Genomic DNA, 21,229 nt, shown 5'->3' on the forward strand with positions numbered 1-21,229 from the left:
TCACTTTGTGAACAATGTTTACACAACGGATCAGGCACTTTTCCTTTCCCCGACCTGGTGGGGGGACGGGCTTCCGGCCGGTTGCCACCGGCCGGTCAATGCGGACGCGCGGGGCTCAGAGTTGCCGGGCTGCGAAGGTATCGCACTTGCGGATGTCGCCGGTAGTCAGTCCCTGGCGCAGCCAGCGCGTGCGCTGCTCGCTGGTACCGTGGGTGAACGCTTCGGGGACGACATAGCCCTGGGCCTGCTTCTGCAGCCGGTCGTCGCCGATGGCGGCGGCGGCCTTGAGGCCTTCTTCGATATCGCCGGGTTCCAGCAGTTGCTGGTTCATGCGTTCCGCGGTGGCGGCCCACACGCCGGCCAGGCAATCGGCCTGCAACTCCACGCGCACCGACAACTGGTTGGCCTGCGCCTCGCCCATGCGGCGCCGCGCGGCGTCGACCTTGCCGGACACGCCGAGCAGGTTCTGCACGTGGTGGCCGATTTCGTGGGCAATCACATACGCCTGGGCAAAGTCGCCGCCGGCGCCGAAGCGGCGGCGCAGTTCATCGTAGAAGGCCAGGTCGATATAGACCTTCCGGTCGCCCGGGCAGTAGAAGGGCCCCATGGCCGACTCGCCGGTGCCGCAGGCGGTGGGCGTGGCGCCGGAAAACAGCACCAGCGTGGGCGGTGCGTAGCGGCGGTTGAGGTCGGTCTCGAAAATATGCGACCAGGTGCGCTCGGTGTTGCCCAGCACCTTGCGCACGAACACCGTCATCTGGTCGTTGGCGGGCGCATGGCTGGGCACATGCTGCTGCTGCGGCGCCTGTTGCTGCGAACCCTGCAGCACCGAGGCGCCCTGCATGATCACGGAAGGATCGATGCCGAAGAAATACGACGCCGCCAGCGCCACCAGGATGGTGCCGATGCCGAGCGTCTTGGGCCCCGCGCCAAAGCCACCGAAACCGCCGGAACCTTCTCCCCGGCGGTCCTCTACATTCTGGCTTTCGGCTTCGTCATCGAGACGCATGGTGGCTCCGCATTGCTGGTTGATCGCTGCGGCCGGAAGGTGGCCGCAGTGTGTCGATCAGTATAGCAACGGCGTTGGCGCCGGCGCATGCGTGTGGTGTATCAGGCCGTAACCGCCGGCACCGTGCTGCCGGCGCCAAGCGCAAGCGCCTTGCCCGGCTCCGTGCCGCCGATCTCGGCCACCCGCAGCAGGTTGGTGGTGCCGCCCTGGCCGAACGGCATGCCCGCCGCGATGGTGATCTGGTCGCCCGGCGCGGCATAGCCTTCGGCCAGCGCGGCGCGGGTGGCCGCATTCACCATCTCGTCGACGCTTTGCACATCGGGGCTGACGGTGGAATGCACGCCCCAGGCAAGCGCCAGCCGCCGCGCGATCTCCAGGTTCGGCGTGATGCTGACGATGGGCGCGTGCGGCCGCTCGCGCGCCGCGCGCAGCGCGGTGGAGCCCGACGAGGTGTAGGTCACGGTGGCGGCCGCGCCGATGATCTGCGTGACTTCGCGCAGCGCGGCGCAGATCGCGTCCTGCCGGGTGGACAGCGGCGCCTCGTGCTGCGCGTCCAGCAGGTTGCGATAGAGCGGATCGCGCTCCACCTCGGCGATGATGCGGTCCATGATCGCCACCGCCGGTACCGGGTGGCGGCCGTTGGCCGATTCCGCCGACAGCATCACCGCATCGGCGCCGTCATAGATGGCGCTGGCCACGTCGGAGGCTTCGGCGCGCGTGGGCACCGGCGAATCGATCATCGATTCCAGCATCTGCGTGGCGATGACGATGGGTTTGCCGTGCTGACGGCAGATGCGCAGGATGCGCTTCTGCACGCCCGGCACACGCTCCGGCGGCAGCTCCACGCCGAGGTCGCCGCGCGCCACCATCACCGCATCGGAGACGCGCACGATTTCTTCCAGCTGCTGCAGCGCGGCGGGCTTCTCGATCTTGGACAGCACGCCGGCGCGGGTGCCGATGATCTCGCGCGCTTCCACGATGTCGGCCGGACGCTGCACGAAGGACAGCGCGATCCAGTCGGCGCCGAGTTCCAGCGCGAAGTCGAGGTCCTTGCGATCCTTCTCGGTCAGCGCGGGGATCGGGATCACCGCGTCGGGCACGTTGACGCCCTTGCGATCGGAAAGCGTCCCGTGGTTCACCACGCGCGTGACGATGCTGCCGCTGGCCACCGACTCGATCTTCAGCTGCACCTTGCCGTCGTCGATCAGCAGCGACTGCCCCGGCGCGGCAACGCGGAACAGCTCCGGATGCGGCAGGTGCACGCGGGTAGCATCGCCCGGGCCGGGATCGCTGTCGAGCACGAACACGTCGCCTGCCTTGACCGCGACCTTGCCCGCGGCAAAGGTGCCGATGCGCAGCTTGGGCCCTTGCAGGTCGGCCAGCACGGCGATGGGGCGGCCGGTCTCGGCTTCGACCTGGCGCACGGCATCGTAGCGGCGCTTGTGGTCGTCGTGGGAGCCGTGGCTGAAGTTGAGGCGGAACACATCGGCCCCTGCCTCGAACAACTGCCGGATCACCTCGATATCGGTGCTGGCCGGTCCGAGCGTGGCAACGATCTTGGCTTTGCGCTGGCGTCTCATTTTGTCTCCTCTTCCAATCTCGGGTGGCGCGCCCAGGGCGCGCCCTTGTTCAAACACGTGGCCTACACAATCAGGATGGCGCGGAAATCGTTCACGTTGGTACGGGTCGGGCCGGTGACGATGAGGTCGTCCAGGCCGGCGAAGAAACCGTAGCCATCGTTATTGCCCAGGTGCGCGCGCGCAGACAGTCCGCGTGCGGCGGCACGATTCAGCGTATCGGGTGCGAGCAACGCACCGGCGTTGTCTTCGGAGCCATCGATGCCGTCGGTGTCGCAGGCAATGGCATGCACGCCCGGCAGGCCGTCCAGCGCGACGGCGAGCGCCAGCAGGAATTCGGCATTGCGCCCGCCGCGGCCGCTGCCGCGCACGGTCACCGTGGTTTCGCCGCCGGACAGGATCACGCAAGGCTTCCTGAACGGCTGGCCGTGCTGCGCGACCTGGCGCGCGATGGCGGCATGCACCAGCGCCACGTCGCGCGATTCGCCTTCTATGCTGTCGGACAGGATGTGCGCCTCGAAGCCAAGTTCGCGCGCACGCGCCGCCGCCGCTTCCAGCGATTGCTGCGCGGTGGCAAGCGTGGCGCTGCGATGGCCGTCGAAACGCGCGTCGCCGGGCTTGGGCGTTTCGCCCGCGCCACTCTCCAGGTGCGCGCGCACATTGGCCGGTACCTCGATTCCGTACTTGGCGATCACCGCCAGCGCGTCGGCGCAGGTGGTGGCGTCGGGCAGGGTCGGGCCGCTGGCGATCAGCGTGGGATCGTCACCGGGAATATCGGAAATCAAAAGGGTCTCGACGCGTGCCGGCGCACAGTGCAGCGCCAGCCGCCCGCCCTTGAGCGCCGACAGGTGCTTGCGCACGCAATTCATCTCGCCGATGTTGGCGCCGCTCTTGAGCAGCGCGCGGTTCACAGCCTGCTTGTCGGCAAGCGTGAGGCCGGGGGCGGGCGCGGCCAGCAGCGCGGAGCCGCCGCCGGAGATCAGGCACAGCACCAGATCGTCGGCGGTGAGGCCCCTGACCAGTTCCACCATGCGCTGCGCGGCGCGCTGGCCGGCTTCATCGGGCACCGGGTGCGCGGCTTCCACCACCTCGATGCGGCGGCACGCCGCACCGTGACCATAGCGCGTCACCACCAGCCCGGACAGTTCACCTTGCCAGTGCGCCTCGACCGCCTGCGCCATCGCGGCGGCCGCCTTGCCCGCACCGATTACCACCGTGCGGCCCTTGGGCGGCGGCGGCAGTTGCGGCGGCAGGCAATGGCTGGCGCTGACGGCGGCGACCGCGGTATCGAACAGGTCGCGCAGCAACGCGCGTGGATCGGAAAGACCGGCCGGGCGCTGGGGCACCCGCAGGGCGGAGTGGGAATCGGTGGCGAGCATGACGGAATCCGGAAGTGCGGCGCCCCGGCCGCGCACGGCCGGGGAATGAAGCTGGCCTGCCAGGGCAGGCCATGATGGTGCGGCTGGCTTACTTGGCGCCGCCCTTGGCGATCTCATGGTTGGACATGATCTCGATGGCGCGGCACAGCGCCGAGTGGTCCTGCTTGCCCAGGCCGTTGGCGGCGCAGGTGTTGAACAGCTCTTGCGCGGTGGCGGTGTTCGGCAGCGCCACGCCCAGCGCCTTGGCGCCTTGCAGTGCAAGGTTCAGGTCTTTCTGGTGCAGCTCGATGCGGAAGCCCGGATCGAAGGTACGCTTGACCATGCGCTCGCCGTGCACTTCCAGGATGCGCGAAGCCGCGAAGCCGCCCATCAGCGCCTGGCGCACGCGCGCCGGATCGGCGCCCGCCTTGGAGGCGAACAGCAGCGCTTCGGACACGGCCTGGATGTTCAGCGCCACGATGATCTGGTTGGCCACCTTGGTGGTCTGGCCGTCGCCGTTGCCGCCGACCAGCGTCACGTTCTTGCCCAACAGGTCGAACAGCGGCTTGACTTCGTCGAACGACTCTTGCGGGCCGCCGACCATGATGGTCAGCGATGCCGCCTTGGCGCCCACTTCGCCGCCGGAAACCGGCGCGTCCAGGTAGGCGGCGCCCAGCTTGTTGATGCGCGCGGCGAAGTCCTTGGTGGCGATCGGCGAGATCGAGCTCATGTCGACCACGATCTTGCCGTGCGCGGCTTCCTTGCCGGCAGCCTTGAGCGCTGCGGCCACGCCCTTCTCGGCAAACAGCACGGCTTCCACGTGCGGGGTGTCCGGCACCATGATCACGATGATGTCCGCGCGCTTGGCGACTTCCTCGGCGCTGGTGCAGACGGTGACGCCGGCATCGACCAGTGCCTGCGGCGCCGGGTTGACGTCGTGCACGAACAGCGTGTGGCCGGCTGCGCGCAGATGGCCCGCCATCGGCGCGCCCATGATGCCCAGGCCGATGAATCCGACGTTGCGTTGGTTTGCCATGTGATGTCTCCTTGATGCGATCGTTGAATGTTTGTGGATTTACTGGTTCCGCTTACTGCGCGCCGTGTTCCGCGCGCCAGCCCAGGCCTTCGGTGGTGGTCGTGCGCGGCTTGTACTCGCAGCCGACCCAGCCGCCATAGCCGATCTCATCGAGCCACTTGAACAGGAAGTGATAGTTCAGCTCGCCGGTGCCCGGCTCGTTGCGGCCCGGATTGTCGGCCAGCTGCACGTGCCTGATCTTCGGCAGGTGCGTTTTCAGCGTGGCGGCGATTTCGCCCTCCATGCGCTGCATGTGATAGATGTCGTACTGCACGTAGAGGTTGGGCGCGTTGACCTGTTCGATCAGGTCCAGCGCCTGCTGCGTGCGCGACAGGAAGAAGCCGGGAATATCGAAGGTGTTGATCGGCTCGACCAGCAGATCGATCTGCTCGGCGGCGAGCGCCTGCGACGCGAAGCGCAGGTTTTCCACCAGCGTTTCCTGCGCCTGCTCGCGCTTGACGTTCTGCGGCTGGATACCGACCAGGCAGTTCAGCTGGCGCACACCCAGCACCTTGGCGTACTTGATCGCTTCGCCCACGCCGTCCTGGAACTCACCCACGCGGTCCGGGTGGCAGGCGATGCCGCGTTCACCCGCTTCCCACTTGCCGGCCGGCAGGTTGTGCAGCACCAGGTCGAGCTGGAAGCGGTTGAGCCGGTCCGCGATCTGGTCAGCGTGGAAGGCGTACGGAAAAAGGAACTCCACGCCGCGGAAGCCCGCGCGCGCGGCGGCTTCGAAGCGGTCGAGGAAGGCCACTTCGTTGAACAGCATGGTCAGGTTGGCGGCAAGTTTTGGCATAGATGTCTCCGGGTGACTTGTCTTGTGGTTCCGCTCGCGCGGACGCGGTGATTGGGGGCGCGCTGATGCAGCGGTACTGATTTGCAGAAAGCGCGCGGGCTCATGGCCCGCGCTTGTCAGCCTGCGATGCTTACGCCGTTTCCACTTCTTCGCGGAGGATGGCTTCCTCGATGTCTTCGATCGGCTCGAACTCGTTGATGTTGTCGATCTCGGTGCCCATCGCGATATTGGTCACGCGTTCCAGGATCACTTCCACCACCACCGGCACCGAGAACTCGGCCATCAGGTCGCGCGCTTCGGCAAAGGCCGGTGCGATGTCCTCCGGCTTGAACACGCGGATCGCCTTGCAACCCAGGCCTTCCACCACCTTCACGTGGTCCACGCCATAGCCGTTGAGCTCGGGCGAGTTGACGTTGTCGAAGGCGAGTTGCACGCAGTAGTCCATCTCGAAATTGCGCTGCGCCTGGCGGATCAGCCCGAGGTAGGAGTTGTTCACCACCAGGTGGATGTACGGCACCTTGAACTGCGCGGCCACAGCCAGTTCTTCGATCATGAACTGGAAGTCGTAGTCGCCCGAGATGGCCACCACATCCGATTGCGGCGAGGCCACCTTCACGCCGATCGCGGCGGGAATGGTCCAACCCAGCGGGCCGGCCTGGCCGCAGTTGATCCAGTGGCGCGGCTCGTTGACGGAGAGGAACTGCGCGGCGGCGATCTGCGACAGGCCGATGGTGGACACGTAACGCACATCGCGCGGGAAGTACTGGTTCATCTCGCGGTACACGCGCTGCGGCTTGACCGGCACGTTGTCGAAGTCGCTCTTGCGCTGCATGGTGCGACGGCGCTTCTGCACGTCCGCCACCCAGCTCTTGCGGCACGGCAGGCGGCCGGCCATCTTCATTTCACGCGCCACTTCCACGAACTGTTCCAGCGCAGCCTTGGCGTCGGAGACGATGCCAAGGTCCGGGCCGAACACGCGGCCGATCTGGGTGGGCTCGATATCCACGTGCACGAACTTGCGGCCCTTGGTGTAGACCTCGACGCTGCCCGTGTGGCGGTTGGCCCAGCGGTTGCCGATGCCGAGCACGAAGTCCGAGGCCAGCATCGTGGCGTTGCCGTAGCGGTGCGAAGTCTGCAGCCCGACCATGCCGGCTTGCAGCGGATGGTCGTCGGCCAGCACGCCCCAGCCCATCAGCGTCGGGACCACCGGTACGTTGACCAGCTCGGCGAATTCCACCAGCAGCTCGGCCGCATCGGCGTTGATCACGCCGCCGCCGCACACGATCAGCGGGCGCTCGGCCGCGTTGAGCATGGCGATGGCCTTCTCGATCTGCGCTCGCGAGGCAACCGGCTTGTACGGGGCGAGCGGCTGGTAGGTTTCCGGATCGAACTCGATTTCGGCGACCTGCACGTCGAAGGGCAGGTCGATCAGCACCGGACCCGGACGGCCCGAGCGCATCAGGTGGAAGGCTTGCTGGAACACTTGCGGCACCAGCGCCGGCTCGCGCACGGTCACGGCCCACTTGGTCACCGGCTTGGCGATCGATTCGATATCGACGGCCTGGAAGTCTTCCTTGTACAAGCGGGCGCGCGGCGCCTGGCCAGTGATGCAGAGAATGGGGATGGAGTCTGCCCAGGCCGAGTACAGGCCGGTGATCATGTCGGTGCCGGCGGGCCCCGAGGTGCCGATGCACACGCCGATATTGCCGGCCTCCGCGCGGGTGTAGCCCTCGGCCATATGCGAGGCGCCTTCCACGTGGCGAGCCAGGAAATGGTCGATGGTGCCGGCACGGCGCATGGCCGAGTAGAACGGGTTGATGGCGGCGCCGGGCACGCCGAACGCGGTGGTGATACCTTCTTTTTCCAGCACGGCGATGGCCGCGTCGACTGCTCTCATCTTCGGCATGTCTGTCTCCAATCGTTGATGCGATGTTTTGTGAAAAGATGTGAATTGCTGCGAATCACTGTTGGAGCCCATGCTATTCCCGCAAGCGGGTTGGGATAAAGGGAAGGGAGATCAGTTGATTCGATACCTGCGATATCGAATGCGGCCGCGCGGCACTGAAACCACCGTCGCCGGACGGTGCCGGGCCCGTGCTATTGCCACACGTTGTGTGACGGCAACGATACGTGGGAATTTGCAGTAAAAGGCCTGCCCGCGGCCCCAGCGCCCCCCGCTTGGCGCGCCAAATGGCGACAATGTGCGGGTATCGCGCCGGTGCGCTCGCACCGCGTGGAACTCGCCATTGCCAACCGATTCGCCATGCTGACCAGGCTCCCTCCCACCCGCGAGCTGCTCGACGCGCTCAAGCGGAAGCCGCCCGCCGTATCCGATACCGCCGGTTCGCCCGCGGCCGCCATGAACCTGGAGCGGCTGCAGCGCGGTCTGCTGGGGCTGTTCTGGGCTTGTTCGCTGGCCGCGCTGCTGGCGACCGGCGCGGTGCTGTACACCAGGTACCAGATCAGGCAGGCGCCGGCGCCGTGGCAGGCGCGGCTGGTCTATTGCCTGCTGGGGGGCAGCGTGGCGGGACTGGCGGCGCTGCTGCTGACGCACCTGCCGGCGCTCTCGCGCAGGCTGCGCGATCCGCTGGGCCAGCTGGCCGACCAAGTCGACCGGCACGATGAGGCAGAGAGCGCGCTGCTGCGCGCACTGGCGCGGATACCGGCCCAGGGGCTGCGCGCGCGGGCTCGGCGCGTGCATACGCAATTGCGGATGTGGGAAGGGATGACGAGGACGATCGGGCTGTTGCTGGCGGTGAGCCCGTTTGCGCTTGCGCTGGTCACCGGGCTGGCCGAGCTGCCGCGCAAGGGCGGCAGCCTGTTGCCGCTGCTGTCGCTGTACGGCATAGCCTTCGTACCCGGCGCCGCGCTGACGCTTTTCCTGCAACTGCAGGTCAGCCGGCCGCTGCGGCGGCTTGCCTATGTGCTGGCCGAAGCGGCCGAGATCAGTTCGCAGCTGGGGCGGGCGCCCGTGCAAAGCGCCGGTGCGCCGGCGGCTCCCACTGCGGCAGCCGTACCCGTTACAGCGCCAGCCCCCGCGGTACCGTCGCCGGCGCCTGTTCCACCGGAGGTCCGCGACGCGTGGACACCAGTAGATCCAGGCTTGGCGTCGTCCGCGGAACAGCGGGAGGCGATCGAGGCGGTGGAGGCGGACAACGCTGCAGCGGGTCCGCCCACGCTATCTCACGCGGTCAGGTAAGTCTGCGCCAGGCGGACCCAGCAGGCCGCGCCCAGCGGCAGCACCTGGTCGTTGAAGTCGTAGCCGGGGTTATGCACCATGCAACCGCCGAACTCGCCTTCGCCATTGCCGAGGATCAGGTAGCAGCCCGGCACTTCGTTCAGCATCCACGCGAAGTCCTCGCTGCCGTTCAGGCCCTTGGGCGCTTGCGTCACGACCTTGTCGGCGCCGACCAGTTCGCTGCAAACCTGCTGCGCCAGCCTGGTTTCGCTTTCCGTGTTGACCATCGGCGGCGTCAGCTGGCGGTAGTCGATGTGCGCTTCCACGCCATGCGCCTGCGCGGTGAGGCTGACGATCTCGCGGATGCGCTGCTCCACCAGCGCACGCGTTTCCGGGCGCGCGGCGCGCACGTTCAGGCCCAGCGTGACCGATTCCGGAATCACGTTATGGGTCGCGCCGCCGCGGATAAAGCCCACCGACAGCACCGCGGTATCGTCCGGCGCCACGTTGCGCGCCACCACGGTCTGCAGCGCGGTGACGATGGCCGCCGATGCGGCGATCGGATCGCGCGCACGGTGCGGCATGGCGCCGTGCCCGCCCACGCCCTTGATGGTCACGTCCGCCACGTCGGACGACAGGCTCACCGGGCCCGGCAGCACCCGGAAGCTGCCGGCCGGCACGCCGGGCATATTGTGCAGGGCGAAGACCGCGTCGCACGGGAAGCGCTCGAACAGGCCGTCCTCGATCATGGCGCGCGCGCCGCACAGGTTTTCCTCGTCGGGCTGGAAGATCAGGTTGAGCGTGCCGTCGAACTCGCGGCTGTCGGCCAGCGCCTTGGCGGCGGCCAGCAGGATGGCGGTGTGGCCGTCGTGGCCGCAGGCGTGCATCTTGCCCTGGTTCTTGCTGGCATAAGGCAGGCCGGTGGCCTCGACGATCGGCAGCGCGTCCATGTCGGCGCGGATGCCCAGGCGGCGCGTGCCGTTGCCCACCTTGAGCTGCCCGACCACGCCGCTCTTGCCGATGCCGGTGTGCACCTCGTAGCCCCAGCTTTCCAGCAAGGTGGCAACGAGCTTGCTGGTGGCGCCCACCTCGAAGCCGAGCTCGGGCTGGGCGTGGATCTGGCGGCGGATGCCGATAAAGGTGTCGGCGTCGATCTGGATCTGCGGCAGCAGGTGCGGCAGCAACTGGAAGGGAGTCAGGGTGGGTTCGCGGGTCATTCTGTATTCCTTGGCTACGAATCAGCAGGGGAGGAGGCAGGGGAGGAAAGGCTCAGTCTTCTCGGGTTTCGCGGATCGTCAGCACCGCGAGGATGGTCACCGCGCCGCAGGCCATCATGTAGAAGGCCGGCGCCATCGGGTTGCCAGTCCTGGCCAGCATCCAGGTGACGATGAACTGGCAGGAACCGCCAAACACCGTCACGCCCACCGCATAGATCACGGACAGGCCGCTGGCGCGCACGTTGGCCGGCAGGAGTTCCATCATCATCAGCAGCATCGGCGTGGAGCCCAGGTAGACGCTGGCGGTCAGCAGCGCGGACAGCGACAGCACCAGCGGCACGCTCGGGTAATGGGTCATCAGCCAGAACGCCGGATAGAGGCACACCAGCGTAAAGGCCATCGAGCCCAGCACCAGCGGCTTGCGGCGCGGCAGGCGGTCCGCCAGGGTGCCGGCCAGCAGCGACATCACCAGGCACACCACACCCGTCACGCAGCCTGAGAGCAGCGACAGCGACGGCGGCAGATGCAGTTCCCGGATCATGTAGGTGGGCATGAAATACACCACCAGATAGGTGGCGACCGTGCCGCCGATGATGGTCAGGATGCCCTTGACCACGGTGCCGCCATGCTCGCGGAACAGCGTGCCAAGCGGGCTTGGGGCATGCGGCTGGGCCGTGTGCGTCTCGTCCAGGTGCGCGCGGATATACAGCCCCACCGGCGCGATCAGCAGGCCCAGCACGAAGGGCACGCGCCAGCCCCAGCTCTCCAGCGACGCCTGCGGCAGCACGCCGTAAAGAATGGCGGCCGTGAGCGCGCCCAGCGTCGCCGCGATGCCCTGGCTGCCAAGTTGCCAGCTGACGCGAAAGCCGCGGCCCTTGACGCTGCCGGACTCCATCAGCATGGCGGTGGAAGCGCCGATCTCGCCGCCCAGCGAAAAGCCCTGCAGCAGGCGGCCGGCCACGATCATCAGCGGGCCGAACAGCCCGGCGAAAGCATAGGTCGGGGCGAAGGCAAGGCACAGCGTGCCGAGCACCATCAAGCCGATGGTCAGCGTCATGGCGGCCTTGCGTCCGTGGCGGTCCGCGTAGTTGCCGATCACGAAGCCGCCCAGCGGCCGCATCACGAAGCCGATGCCGAACGTCGCCACCGCCAGCAGCAGCGAGCCGTAGGCGCTGCCGGACGGAAAGAACAGTTTGCCGATCAGCAGGGCGAAGAAGCTGTAGACGGTGAAGTCGTACATTTCCAGCGCATTGCCGATCGAGCAGGCGGCGATCAGGCGGAACTGGCTCTGGCGGGCCGGGCTGGCGGGTATTGCCTGGGCAGGCGCCAGCGAAGGCGCGCCAGGCAGGGTGGCATCGTTCATGTCGGTGTCTCCACGAACTGGGTTGGGGGATCGGTGCCGTGGAGGCCGGCGGTTGCCTGCGTCCAGCGTAGGGAATGTGGAATCCCTGGCGATGAAGTATTCAGGCAAACACGGCAAGCCAAAAATCATATATTTTCATCCTGATAACCAAATGGCATCGCCGTCATAACCAGACTTGCGCCGCTATCGGTAGAAGTACGGAGAAGCCTTGTGCCACGCGGCATCGCGGCGCAGCGCCGGGTACGCGCGGGCGTGCCTGAAGCGCCCCACGCGCACGGACGCTGGGCGCGGCGCACCGGCGCGGGGCACCGAAAAAAAACAGGAAAACAGGGGAAAGGGAAAGATGAAGCTGCAGCAACTGCGCATCCTGCTGGCGGTAGCCCAGCACGGCAGCATCCACGAAGCCTCGCGCAGCCTGCATGTGTCGCAGCCGGCGCTATCCAAGGCCATCGCCGAACTGGAACGCGAACTCGGCGTCACGCTGATGTCGCGTTCCGTGCGCGGCGTCAGCCTGACCGCCTACGGCGTGGCGCTGGTCAAGCGCGCCAGCCTGGTCGAGCAGGAGCTGCGTCACGCGCTGGAAGACATCGAGGCGATCCGCGGCCACGCCGACGCGCAGCTCAATATCGGCCTGACCGCCGTGGCCTCCAGCGGGCCGTTGCCCGACGCCATGGCCGCCTTCCGCAAACGCTTTCCCAATGTCGCGCTGCGCGGCTTCGAGCTGCGCCCGCAGCAGATCCTCGAAGGCCTGCGCGAAGGCCGGCTCGACCTTGGCCTGATCTCCACCAACAGCGGCCCCGGCACCGGCGCCTTCCAGTGGGAGCCGCTGTTCTCCACCGGCATGTCGCTGGCGGTGCGCGCCGGCCATCCGCTGCGGCGGGTACGCCGGCTGCGGCCGCTGCTTGACGCCGACTGGCTCGTCCTCGACCCGCTCGACGACCCCGGCAGCCCGCTGGCCAGCCTGATGCGCCTGCATCGGATGGACATGCCCAAGCGCATCGTGCAGAGCGCTTCCAACCTGCTCGGCCTGCAACTCGCCACGCGCACCGACCTGATCAGCATGTGGTCGGACTTCGTGTTCGACGGCACCGGGCCGCTGCGGCTGGATCCGGAGTCGCTGGTGCGCCTGCCGATCAGCGATGAACTGCCGGAGTTCCGGGTGTTCCTGGTGTACCGGTCGGAAGACCTGATGACGCATGCATGCGCGGAGTTCAGCAAGGAGGTACGGCATCGGGCGCAAGGGATGCCTCGGGGGCGGCCGGCGGTGCGCGGGCGCCCCTGAGTATGGTTGCCGCAGGTTCCATGCGGCCCGGCGAATTGCGCCCATAGCACCGCGCACATGCATGGCGGCCTCCCATGCGCCACAATGACGCTCAGGAGACACACAGCATGGACAAGCTAAAACAGATCGAAGCCTTTATCGCAGTGGTCGAGCACGGCAGCATGGCCGCCGCCGCCCTGACGCAGGGCGTGACGCCGGTGATGATTGGGCGCCGCATCAATGCGCTGGAGGCGCGCATCGGCGTGAAGCTGCTGCACCGCTCGACGCGGCGCATCGTGGTGACGGAGCAGGGCGCGGCCTTCATGGAGCAGTGCAAGAAGGCGCTGGCCGATCTCGACCGTGCCGAGATGCTGATCGCGGAAGGCAAGCACAAGGCAACGGGGCACCTGATCGTGTCGGCCCCGGCGGCGTTCGGTCGCAAGCACGTGGCGCCGCACGCGCCGGCGTTCCTGGCGGCGAATCCGGAGGTGCAGATTTCCTTCAACCTGACCGATCGCGTGGTGGACCTGGTGCGCGAGGGTTACGACGTGGGCATCCGCATCGGCGGCGCCATCGATCCGAATTTCGTCGCCATCAAGCTGGCCACCAACAAGCGCGTGGTGTGCGGCACGCCCGCCTACTTCGCGCGCTACGGCGTGCCGCAGACGCTGGACGACCTCGCCCAGCACAACTGCCTGGCGTTCAACCTGCAGGGCGGCCAGCAGCGCGGCTGGTATTTCCAGCAGGACGGCAAGACCGTGACCGTGCGCGTGAACGGGAACCTCGATTGCAACGACGGCGAACTGCTGCACCGCTGGACCGGAGAAGGGCTGGGACTGGGCTGGCGCTCCACGTGGGAAATCCTCTCGCAGCTGGAGAGCGGCGAACTGATCACCGTGCTCGACGAGTACGCGCTGCCCGACTACGACATCCTTGCGGTGTACCCGCAGCAGCGTCCGGTGCCGGCCAAGATCCGTTTCTTTATCGAGCACCTGAAGGCGGCGTTCGCGGTACCGGGCTACTGGACGGGGCGGCAGGGGCGATGATGGCAGCGTGGCTGGCGGACGCGGTCGTCCTGGTGCACCTTGCCTATATCGTCTTCGTGATGCTGGGCGGCTTGCTGGTGCTGCGCTGGCCGCGTCTGGCATGGCTGCACCTGCCGGCGGCGGCATGGGGCGTGGCGGTGGAGTGGAGCGGGTGGATCTGCCCGCTCACGCCGCTGGAAAACACGCTGCGCCAGCGCGCGGGCCTGCAAGCCTACGGCGGCGACTTCATCCAGCACTACGTTCTGCAACTGATCTATCCCGACGGCCTCACGCGCGAAATCCAGATGGTGCTCGGCGCCCTGGTGCTTGCGCTGAACATGGCTGTCTACTTCGCGCTCTACCGCCGCGTGCGGCGCCGGCGCGCCAACGCTCGCGCGTGAGCCCGCCCGTCGCGGCACCGGCGAAACGCGAGGCGCCGGTGCCGGTGCCGCGCGGCGACTACGGCGCGGTCTTGAACACCGGCGCCCGCTTCTCCATATTGGCGATCACCGCCTCCCGCTGGTTGGCGCCGCCGATGAGGCGGTCCTGTTCCACCGATTCGGCCAGCAGGATGGCGGCGTCATCGCCGTCCTGGCTCACCTGCATCAGGCGCTTGGCAGCCCGGATCGCGTCCGGGCTGCGGTTGGCGATGTCGCGCGCCGTGGCCAGCGCCGTTGCGCGCGGATCGTCCACCACGGCCGTGGCAAGGCCCAGCGCGCAGGCTTCTTCTGCGTTGACGATGCGTCCGCTGTAGATCAGTTCGCGCAGGCGGTCCGGGCGCACCAGTCCGCGCATCAGCAGCATGCCGGCCATGTCGGGTACCAGACCCCACTTGATTTCCATCACCGACATGCGCGTGTCCGCGCTGACGTAGCGCAAGTCAGCGCCGAGCGCCACCTGCAGGCCGCCGCCGAACGCGACGCCGTGTACCGCGGCAATCACGGGTACCGGCAATTCGCGCCACACCATGCACGCGAACTGCGGCCGGTTGGAGATGCCATGGGTGCGCGCCGCGAGACGGCCGGCGGCGACGGCGTCGCTGTCGCCTCCCAGTCCGGCCATGCTTTGCATATCGAGGCCCGCGCAAAAGGCGCGGCCTTCGCCGGACAGCACCACCGCGCGCAGGCCGGGCTCGCGCGCCAGCCGCTGGCCGGTTTCGATCAGTGCGTCGAACATGGCGGGATCGAGCGCGTTCATCTTGTCGGGGCGATTGAGCCTGACCTCGGCCACGCCGTCTTCGATGGTCAGGATGATGCGTTCGCTGCTGGTGCTCATGTTGCGTTACTCCTTGCTTGAATGGATTCCTGCGCCGTGGGCAGGACATAGTCTTTGAATTGCTCCCGCAGCTTCACCTTGAGCAGTTTGCCGGTGGCCGTGTGGGGCAGGGAATCGACAAAGGCGACGTCGTCGGGCACCCACCACTTCGCTACCCTGGCGGCGAGGAAATCGAGCAGTTCGGCGGCGCTGACTTCGGCGCCGGGGCGGCGCACCACCACCAGCAGCGGCCGCTCCTGCCACTTGGGATGCGGCACGCCAACCACCGCCGCCTCGGCCACGGCGGGATGGCCCATGGTGGCGTTCTCCAGATCGATGGAAGAAATCCATTCGCCGCCGGACTTGATCACGTCCTTGGCGCGGTCCACCAGTTGCACATAGCCGTCGGCATCGATATTGGCAACGTCGCCGGTGTCGAACCAGCCATCGGCATCGAGCGCGTCATTTTCGGCCTTGAAGTAGGCCGAGGCGATCCAGGGCCCGCGCACCTTCAGCCGGCCGAAAGCGTGGCCGTCGTGCGGCAGTGCGTTGCCCTGGTCGTCCTCGATGCGCAGGTCCACGCCCCACAGCGCGCGGCCCTGCTTGAGCTTGACCTTCAACTGCTCCTGCGCGCCGAGTTCCCGGTGCTTGGGCAGCAGCGTGCTGATCACGCCGATCGGGCTGGTTTCGGTCATGCCCCAGCCCTGGATGAAGCGCGCGCCGAACTGCTGCTCGAAGCGCTCGATCATGGCCGCGGGCGCGGCCGAGCCGCCCACGCCGGCGAGCTTCAGCCCGAGCGAGCGCGGGTCGATCTCCGGGTGCGCGTCGAGATACTGGAACAGCATCAGCCACACGGTGGGCACCGCGGTGGAAAAGGTCACGCGCTCGTCGCGCAGCATGCGGTAGACATTTTCGCCGTCCAGATGCTGGGCAGGCAGCACCATCTTGGCCCCGGTCATGGCACAGGCGTAGGGCATGCCCCAGGCGTTGGCATGAAACAGCGGCACAACCAGCAGGATGGCGCTGTCCACGCCTACGCCGAAGGTGTCGGAAGCACAGGCCTTGAGGCTGTGCAGCACGGTGGAGCGGTGCGAATACAGCACGCCCTTGGGGTTGCCGGTGGTGCCCGAGGTATAGCAAAGGGACGACGCGGTGCGCTCGTCGAACTGCGGCCATGCGTAATTCTCGTTGCCGGCGTCGATCAGGTCTTCATAGCACAGCAGGTTCGGCAGTTTGCCGGCAAGGCCGAGCGCGTCGGTGCCGGCGCGGTCGGTCATCGCCACGTAGTGCGTGACCGACGTCAGGCGCGGCGCAAGCTGCATCACCAGCGGCGCGAAGCACGGATCGAAGAAAAGCACGCGGTCTTCAGCGTGGTTGATGATGTAGTCGATCTGCTCGGGGAACAGGCGCGGGTTGACGGTATGCAGCACCACGCCCGCGCCGGATACCCCGAAATACAGCTCCAGGTGACGGTGCGTATTCCACGCCAGCGTGCCGACGCGATCGCCCTGCGCGACGCCGAGTCCGGCGAGCGAGCTGGCGATGCGCCTGGCACGGTTGTGTACCTCGGCATAGTCGGTGCGCACCGTGCCGCCCTCGATCGTGCGCGACACGATCTCCTGCAGCGGGTGGTACTGCGCGGCGTATTCGATCAGAGAAGAAATCAGCAACGGACGATCTTGCATGAGGCCTAGCATGGTGCGCGTCTCCTGGTTTCGGCATTGTGGTGCGATGCGTAGTCAACATAACGGCGGTGGCATCACCGTCCGGTGTGCGAAAGTTTCAGCGCCCCTTGAATGCCGGCTTGCGCTTCTCCAGGAACGCCGCCACGCCCTCCTTGAAGTCCTCGCTCTTCGACGCGCGCGATTGCATCGTGGCTTCGCGTTCGAGCTGCGTGGGCAGGTCGCTCTCCAGGCTGGCGTTGAGTGCTTCCTTGATCAGGCCATAGGCAAAGGTAGGCATCTGCGCGAGGTGGGCCGCCAGCCTGGCGGTCTCGGCGGGCAGGGCTTCGTCTTCATGCACCTTCCACACCAGGCCGATGCGATGGGCTTCCTCGGCGTCGATCTTCTCGGCCAGGATGGCCAGCGCGCGGGCGCGCATCTCGCCCGCGTAGCGCGGCAGGAAGTAGGTGCTTCCCGCATCGGGCACCAGGCCGATTTTCGAGAACGCCTGCAGGAACGACGCGGAGCGGCCAGCCAGCACCACGTCGCCGGCCAGCGCCAGGCTCATGCCGGCACCGGCCGCCACGCCGTTGACCGACGTGATGACAGGCTTGGGCATATTGCGCAGCGCCAGGATGATCGGGTGATAGCGCTCGCGCAGCAGCGTGCCGGAATCCTTGAGTTCGGCCTGGCGCCCGGCGAGATCCGCGCCTGCGCAAAAGCCACGGCCATTGGCGGTGAGCACTACCGCGCGTACGGCTTCGTCCTGCGCGGCACGCTCGACCGCGGCGCGCAGCTCGGCCATCAGCTCCGCATTGAGCGCGTTGAGTACGTCGGGGCGGTTCAGGGTGATGGTGGCCACGCCTTCGGCGGCGTGATAGAGCACGGGCGATGTCATTGGTTGTCTCCTTGAGTGGTGTGTCTTGGGTCAGGTCGCTAATGCGCCGGTGCCGCTAGGGACCGGCGCGGGTTCAGGCGGCCTTGCCGGGCGCCTTGGGCGGATGCAGCGCATCGGCCGAAGCGTCCCCCAGCTTGCTGCCGCCGTCGCAGTCGACGATGGTGCCGGTGATATAGCGCGCGTTGTCGGTGGACAGGAACAGCGCGGTATTGGCGATATCGCTCTTGTCGCCGTAGTCGCGCAGCGCCAGGCGCGCCTTGAAGCGTGCCTCCATTTCCGGCGTGGGTGCGAGCCGCGCCATGCCTTCGGTGCCGGCGATGGGACCGGGCGAGATGCCGTTGACGCGCACGCCCGCCGGGCCCCATTCCATCGCCAGGCATTTCACCAGCATATTGATGCCGGCCTTGGCGGCGCACACATGGGCCTGAAACATCATCGCGTTGACCGCCTGCGGCGCGGTGATGGCGATCAGCGAAGCGCCGGGGGCGTTGAGAAAGGCAAAGCAGGCGCGGAAGACATTGAAGGTGCCGATCAGGTCGATATCCACCACGGTCTTGAAGCCGTTGGCGGACATGCCCAGCGCCGGCGCGACAAAGTTGCCGGCCGCGCCCGAAATCACGATATCGATCGGGCCGAGGTCATCGCGCGTGCGCGCGAGCGCCGCTTCCACCGCGGCATAGTCGCGCACATCGGCGGCCATGCCGAGCGCGCTGCCGCCGGCATCGTTGATGGTGGCCGCCGCCGCCGCGATGCGCTCGGGGTCGCGGCTGACCAGCGCCAGCCGCGCGCCGGCTTTCGCGAAGTGCTGGGCGATGCCCAGGTTGATGCCGGACGAAGCGCCGGCGATAAACACGACCTTTCCGGCCAGGACGTCGTCTCGGAACGCGTTGGACATGGGTTTCCCTCCCTGGGTTGGGTTGGATGATGAAAGCGGATGGCCCGGAAAGCGAGTCGGGCTGGAAGGTCAGTCGCGGCCGCGCGGGCCGGACGAGGGCGAAGTGCGCCCGGCGGCGTGGAGCGGCCGGGCCGGGACTGCGGAAAGCGGCATGGAACGGGTCATGTCTGTCTCCTGTCTTCTTGTCTTCTTGTCTTTTAAGCGGCCTCTGACTTGGGCCTCCGACATCCTACTCCGATGCCGCGATTCGATCACGTACGGATGCGGCAATGCAGGCGCGCGGGGCACGCAATAAAGTGGGCGGGAGCAGGGCAGGCGGGCAGGCGCGTGGAAAAGCGCCGCGCAAAAGAAAAAGCCCGCACCCAAGCCGGCGTGCGGGCTGCCGTCGCAAGGGACGGGCCATATGTCATGAAGCGCGCCCCCGCATCTTCATGACGGGGTCCATGATGGTGCAAAGGCGCGGTGCCCGCCTTGACCCAGGTCAAGCGCTTGCCACGGGCGCCGCAAACGATGGCCCCGGGATGGCCTCAGGCCAGCAGCGCCGTCACCAGGTCCTTGCTGTGGGCAGCCGGCACCTGGTCGAAATGCAGTGCCGCCTCGACGTGGCTCAGGTGTTCCACCATCAGCGTTACGGCGCGTTCGGTGTCGCCGGCGCGGGCCGCCTCGATGAACTCGCGATGCTCATCGGAAGAGCAGGCGGCATCGCGGCGGGACTGGTAGAGCATGGTGATCACCGCGCTGCGCATCGACAGTTCCTGCAACATGCCGGTCAGCACGCCATTGCCAACCACTTCCGCCAGCATGATGTGGAAATCGCTCAGCAGGCGGGTGCGCAACTGCGCATCGACGCCGCCCAGGGCCTTTTTTTCTGCGGCCAGGTGCCGGTCAATGCGCTTATAGTCGGCGGCGGTGGCGCGCGCCACGAATTCACGCGCCAGCGCGGCCTCCAGGATGCGGCGCACCGCGAACACTTCGCGCGCCTCCTCGGCGCTGGGCTTGGCCACGAAGGCACCTTTGTCCGGCACGATCTGGATGAGCTTGTCCTTGGACAGCATCAGCAGCGCAGCGCGCACCTTGGTGCGGCTGACGCGGTAGACGCTGGCCAGGGCCTCCTCGCGCAGCTTGGTGCCGGGCGGCAGGCGGTGCGAAACGATGGCCGCGACGATGTCTTCGGCGATCGCTTCGGCGGTCATGGCAGGATCGATATGCTCGGGCATGGTTGCGCACTTGCGCTGCGTCTCAGTGAGGAATGCCGAGATTCTAGCGCCCCGCGGCCACGCCGGGCAGCGGGGATGCCCCGGGGGTGGCCAGGTCGGCTTCATGCGGCGCCGGCGCGAGGCCCGCGTCGAGGTCGGTGGCGTCGATCTTGCCGTTGAGCACATCGTGGGCGCGGGCCCGGTCGATGTCCTTCTCCCAGGCGGCTACCACCACGGTCGCCACGCAGTTGCCGATCAGGTTGCCGACGGCGCGGGCGATGCCGATGAACCAGTCCACCGACAGCACCAGCACCAGGCCGATGGCGGGAATCGCCGGGTGCGCCGACAGCGTGGCCGCCAGGATCACGATGGCTGAGCCGGGAATGCCGTGCGCGCCCTTGGACGTGACCAGCGCCACCGCCAGGATGCCCAGCAGGTCGCCCAGCGCCAGCGGCGTATTTGTGGCCTGGGCGATGAAGACCGCGGCCAGCGTCAGGTAGATGGAGAAGGCGTCGAGGTTGAACGAGTATCCCGTGGGGATCACCAGGCCCACCACCGATTTCTTGATGCCCATGAATTCGAGCTTCTTCATGATCTGCGGCAGCACGCTGTCCGAAGACGCGGTGCCCAGCACCACCAGCAGTTCGGCGCGCAGGTAGCGGATCAGCTTGATCACCGAGAAGCCGCACAGGCGCATCACCGTGCCCAGCACCACCAGCACGAACAACATCACCGCGCCGTAGAACACCACCACCAGGTAGCCGAGCTGCTTGAGCGAGCCGATGCCGTACTTGCCCACGGTGAAGGCCACCGCGCCCAGCACGCCCAGCGGCGCCAGCTTGATGATGAAGCCCATCATCTTGAACAAGGTGTGCGAGAAGGTGTCGATCATCGACACCAGCGGCCGGCCCCGCTCGCCCACCAGCGACAGCGCGCAGCCGAACAGGATCGACACCAGCAGCACCTGCAGCACGTCGCCGCTGGCGAACGCGCCCATCACCGTGCTCGGAATCAGCTTGAGCAGGAAGTCCACCATGCCGGCGCTCTTGACCTTTTCGGCGGAGTCCACGTAGGCGGACATCGCCGATGCGTCGAGCGAGGCCGGGTTCACGTTCATGCCGGTGCCGGGATGGAAGATATAAGCCAGCGCGATGCCCAGCGCCAGCGCGATGGTGGTGACCACCTCGAAGTACAGCACCGCCTTGATGCCGACCCGGCCCACCTTCTTCAGTTCGCCGGCGCCGCAGATGCCGGCCACCACCACGCAGAAGACGATTGGCCCGATCAGCATCTTGATCAGCTTGATAAAGGCATCGCCGAGCGGCTTGAGCTTGGCGGCGAACTCGGGGAAGAACAGGCCGAGTGCAGTGCCCAGCACCAGGGCGATCAACACCTGGCCGAACAGGGAGCGGGTGAAACGGGTGATAGCGGACTGCGAGCGGGCGGAAGCGGACCGCGGCTGGACT

The 21,229-nt window shown here is 67.3% G+C and carries 18 protein-coding genes; 4 read left to right on the plus strand and 14 right to left on the minus strand.

Translation table 11 applies throughout. The features are described 5' to 3' along the window. Positions 1-115 precede the first annotated feature (115 nt). From CF70_RS28430 to gcl, 6 genes are all read right to left on the minus strand, one after another. Entirely contained in the window at positions 116-1,009 is an 894-nt protein-coding gene (locus tag CF70_RS28430; RefSeq protein WP_035873147.1) for a neutral zinc metallopeptidase, read from the minus strand. 101 nt (positions 1,010-1,110) lie between these two features. Continuing rightward, positions 1,111-2,589, minus strand: coding sequence for a pyruvate kinase (gene pyk / locus CF70_RS28435; RefSeq protein ID WP_035873150.1), 1,479 nt, complete (start codon positions 2,587-2,589; stop codon positions 1,111-1,113). Between the two features lie 62 nt (positions 2,590-2,651). Beyond that, on the minus strand, positions 2,652-3,965 hold the full coding sequence (locus tag CF70_RS28440; RefSeq protein ID WP_035873152.1) for a glycerate kinase type-2 family protein: 1,314 nt from the start codon (positions 3,963-3,965) through the stop codon (positions 2,652-2,654). Between the two features lie 88 nt (positions 3,966-4,053). After that, positions 4,054-4,980: a 2-hydroxy-3-oxopropionate reductase gene (gene glxR, locus CF70_RS28445; protein ID WP_035873154.1), complete on the minus strand. Its 927-nt coding sequence runs from the start codon at positions 4,978-4,980 to the stop codon at positions 4,054-4,056. 52 nt (positions 4,981-5,032) lie between these two features. Continuing rightward, a complete protein-coding gene (hyi, locus tag CF70_RS28450; protein WP_035873157.1) occupies positions 5,033-5,815 on the minus strand; it encodes a hydroxypyruvate isomerase in 783 nt (260 codons plus the stop codon). A 130-nt stretch (positions 5,816-5,945) separates the two neighbouring features. Further along, positions 5,946-7,721, minus strand: coding sequence for a glyoxylate carboligase (gene gcl / locus CF70_RS28455; protein WP_035873159.1), 1,776 nt, complete (start codon positions 7,719-7,721; stop codon positions 5,946-5,948). Between the two features lie 357 nt (positions 7,722-8,078). Here gcl and CF70_RS28460 point away from each other — a divergent pair, with 357 nt between their 5' ends. Further along, the gene (locus tag CF70_RS28460) at positions 8,079-9,014 is read left to right on the plus strand and encodes a hypothetical protein (protein WP_035873363.1); all 936 of its coding nucleotides are present in this window, start codon (positions 8,079-8,081) and stop codon (positions 9,012-9,014) included. On the opposite strand, the gene CF70_RS28465 is transcribed toward CF70_RS28460, so the two are convergent. Both CF70_RS28465 and CF70_RS28470 read right to left on the minus strand, forming a co-directional pair. Beyond that, positions 8,999-10,210, minus strand: a complete 1,212-nt coding sequence (locus CF70_RS28465; protein ID WP_035873162.1) for a M20 aminoacylase family protein — start codon at positions 10,208-10,210, stop codon at positions 8,999-9,001. The genes CF70_RS28460 and CF70_RS28465 overlap by 16 nt on opposite strands. A 52-nt stretch (positions 10,211-10,262) precedes the next feature. Further along, a complete protein-coding gene (locus CF70_RS28470) occupies positions 10,263-11,573 on the minus strand; it encodes an MFS transporter (protein WP_035873165.1) in 1,311 nt (436 codons plus the stop codon). Positions 11,574-11,916: 343 nt separating this feature from the next. On the opposite strand from CF70_RS28470, the gene CF70_RS28475 reads away from it, so the two are divergent. From CF70_RS28475 to CF70_RS28485, 3 genes are all read left to right on the plus strand, one after another. Next, positions 11,917-12,855, plus strand: a complete 939-nt coding sequence (locus CF70_RS28475; RefSeq protein ID WP_035873169.1) for a LysR family transcriptional regulator — start codon at positions 11,917-11,919, stop codon at positions 12,853-12,855. Between the two features lie 107 nt (positions 12,856-12,962). Beyond that, a complete protein-coding gene (locus tag CF70_RS28480; RefSeq protein WP_035873173.1) occupies positions 12,963-13,880 on the plus strand; it encodes a LysR family transcriptional regulator in 918 nt (305 codons plus the stop codon). Beyond that, entirely contained in the window at positions 13,877-14,260 is a 384-nt protein-coding gene (locus CF70_RS28485; RefSeq protein WP_035873176.1) for a DUF2784 domain-containing protein, read from the plus strand. Before CF70_RS28480 ends, CF70_RS28485 begins: the two co-directional genes overlap by 4 nt. Before the next feature lie 58 nt (positions 14,261-14,318). Here CF70_RS28485 and CF70_RS28490 read toward each other — a convergent pair whose 3' ends face one another. From CF70_RS28490 to CF70_RS28515, 6 genes are all read right to left on the minus strand, one after another. Then, positions 14,319-15,134, minus strand: coding sequence for a crotonase/enoyl-CoA hydratase family protein (locus tag CF70_RS28490; RefSeq protein ID WP_035873180.1), 816 nt, complete (start codon positions 15,132-15,134; stop codon positions 14,319-14,321). Then, the gene (locus CF70_RS28495; RefSeq protein WP_035873182.1) at positions 15,131-16,810 is read right to left on the minus strand and encodes a long-chain-fatty-acid--CoA ligase; all 1,680 of its coding nucleotides are present in this window, start codon (positions 16,808-16,810) and stop codon (positions 15,131-15,133) included. The genes CF70_RS28490 and CF70_RS28495 overlap by 4 nt, the downstream gene beginning before the upstream one ends. A gap of 85 nt (positions 16,811-16,895) precedes the next feature. Continuing rightward, entirely contained in the window at positions 16,896-17,672 is a 777-nt protein-coding gene (locus CF70_RS28500; protein ID WP_035873185.1) for an enoyl-CoA hydratase-related protein, read from the minus strand. Positions 17,673-17,745: 73 nt separating this feature from the next. Next, on the minus strand, positions 17,746-18,567 hold the full coding sequence (locus CF70_RS28505) for an SDR family oxidoreductase (protein WP_035873187.1): 822 nt from the start codon (positions 18,565-18,567) through the stop codon (positions 17,746-17,748). A 527-nt stretch (positions 18,568-19,094) separates the two neighbouring features. Next, positions 19,095-19,784 (minus strand): GntR family transcriptional regulator, encoded by a 690-nt coding sequence (locus tag CF70_RS28510; protein WP_035873189.1) that lies wholly within the window; start codon positions 19,782-19,784, stop codon positions 19,095-19,097. 43 nt (positions 19,785-19,827) lie between these two features. After that, positions 19,828-21,189 (minus strand): C4-dicarboxylate transporter DctA, encoded by a 1,362-nt coding sequence (locus CF70_RS28515; RefSeq protein ID WP_035873371.1) that lies wholly within the window; start codon positions 21,187-21,189, stop codon positions 19,828-19,830. Positions 21,190-21,229: the final 40 nt, after the last annotated feature.

This window comes from Cupriavidus sp. SK-3 (assembly GCF_000611145.1).
Taxonomy (GTDB): Bacteria; Pseudomonadota; Gammaproteobacteria; order Burkholderiales; family Burkholderiaceae; genus Cupriavidus.

Excerpts from the sequence above, each read along its gene's own strand:
- CF70_RS28430 (WP_035873147.1), bottom strand. The coding sequence starts at position 1,009 with ATGCGTCTCGATGACGAAGCCGAAAGCCAGAATGTAGAGGACCGCCGG.
- pyk (WP_035873150.1), bottom strand. The coding sequence starts at position 2,589 with ATGAGACGCCAGCGCAAAGCCAAGATCGTTGCCACGCTCGGACCGGCC.
- CF70_RS28440 (WP_035873152.1), bottom strand. The coding sequence starts at position 3,965 with ATGCTCGCCACCGATTCCCACTCCGCCCTGCGGGTGCCCCAGCGCCCG.
- glxR (WP_035873154.1), bottom strand. The coding sequence starts at position 4,980 with ATGGCAAACCAACGCAACGTCGGATTCATCGGCCTGGGCATCATGGGC.
- hyi (WP_035873157.1), bottom strand. The coding sequence starts at position 5,815 with ATGCCAAAACTTGCCGCCAACCTGACCATGCTGTTCAACGAAGTGGCC.
- gcl (WP_035873159.1), bottom strand. The coding sequence starts at position 7,721 with ATGCCGAAGATGAGAGCAGTCGACGCGGCCATCGCCGTGCTGGAAAAA.
- CF70_RS28460 (WP_035873363.1), top strand. The coding sequence starts at position 8,079 with ATGCTGACCAGGCTCCCTCCCACCCGCGAGCTGCTCGACGCGCTCAAG.
- CF70_RS28465 (WP_035873162.1), bottom strand. The coding sequence starts at position 10,210 with ATGACCCGCGAACCCACCCTGACTCCCTTCCAGTTGCTGCCGCACCTG.
- CF70_RS28470 (WP_035873165.1), bottom strand. The coding sequence starts at position 11,573 with ATGAACGATGCCACCCTGCCTGGCGCGCCTTCGCTGGCGCCTGCCCAG.
- CF70_RS28475 (WP_035873169.1), top strand. The coding sequence starts at position 11,917 with ATGAAGCTGCAGCAACTGCGCATCCTGCTGGCGGTAGCCCAGCACGGC.
- CF70_RS28480 (WP_035873173.1), top strand. The coding sequence starts at position 12,963 with ATGGACAAGCTAAAACAGATCGAAGCCTTTATCGCAGTGGTCGAGCAC.
- CF70_RS28485 (WP_035873176.1), top strand. The coding sequence starts at position 13,877 with ATGATGGCAGCGTGGCTGGCGGACGCGGTCGTCCTGGTGCACCTTGCC.
- CF70_RS28490 (WP_035873180.1), bottom strand. The coding sequence starts at position 15,134 with ATGAGCACCAGCAGCGAACGCATCATCCTGACCATCGAAGACGGCGTG.
- CF70_RS28495 (WP_035873182.1), bottom strand. The coding sequence starts at position 16,810 with ATGCTAGGCCTCATGCAAGATCGTCCGTTGCTGATTTCTTCTCTGATC.
- CF70_RS28500 (WP_035873185.1), bottom strand. The coding sequence starts at position 17,672 with ATGACATCGCCCGTGCTCTATCACGCCGCCGAAGGCGTGGCCACCATC.
- CF70_RS28505 (WP_035873187.1), bottom strand. The coding sequence starts at position 18,567 with ATGTCCAACGCGTTCCGAGACGACGTCCTGGCCGGAAAGGTCGTGTTT.
- CF70_RS28510 (WP_035873189.1), bottom strand. The coding sequence starts at position 19,784 with ATGCCCGAGCATATCGATCCTGCCATGACCGCCGAAGCGATCGCCGAA.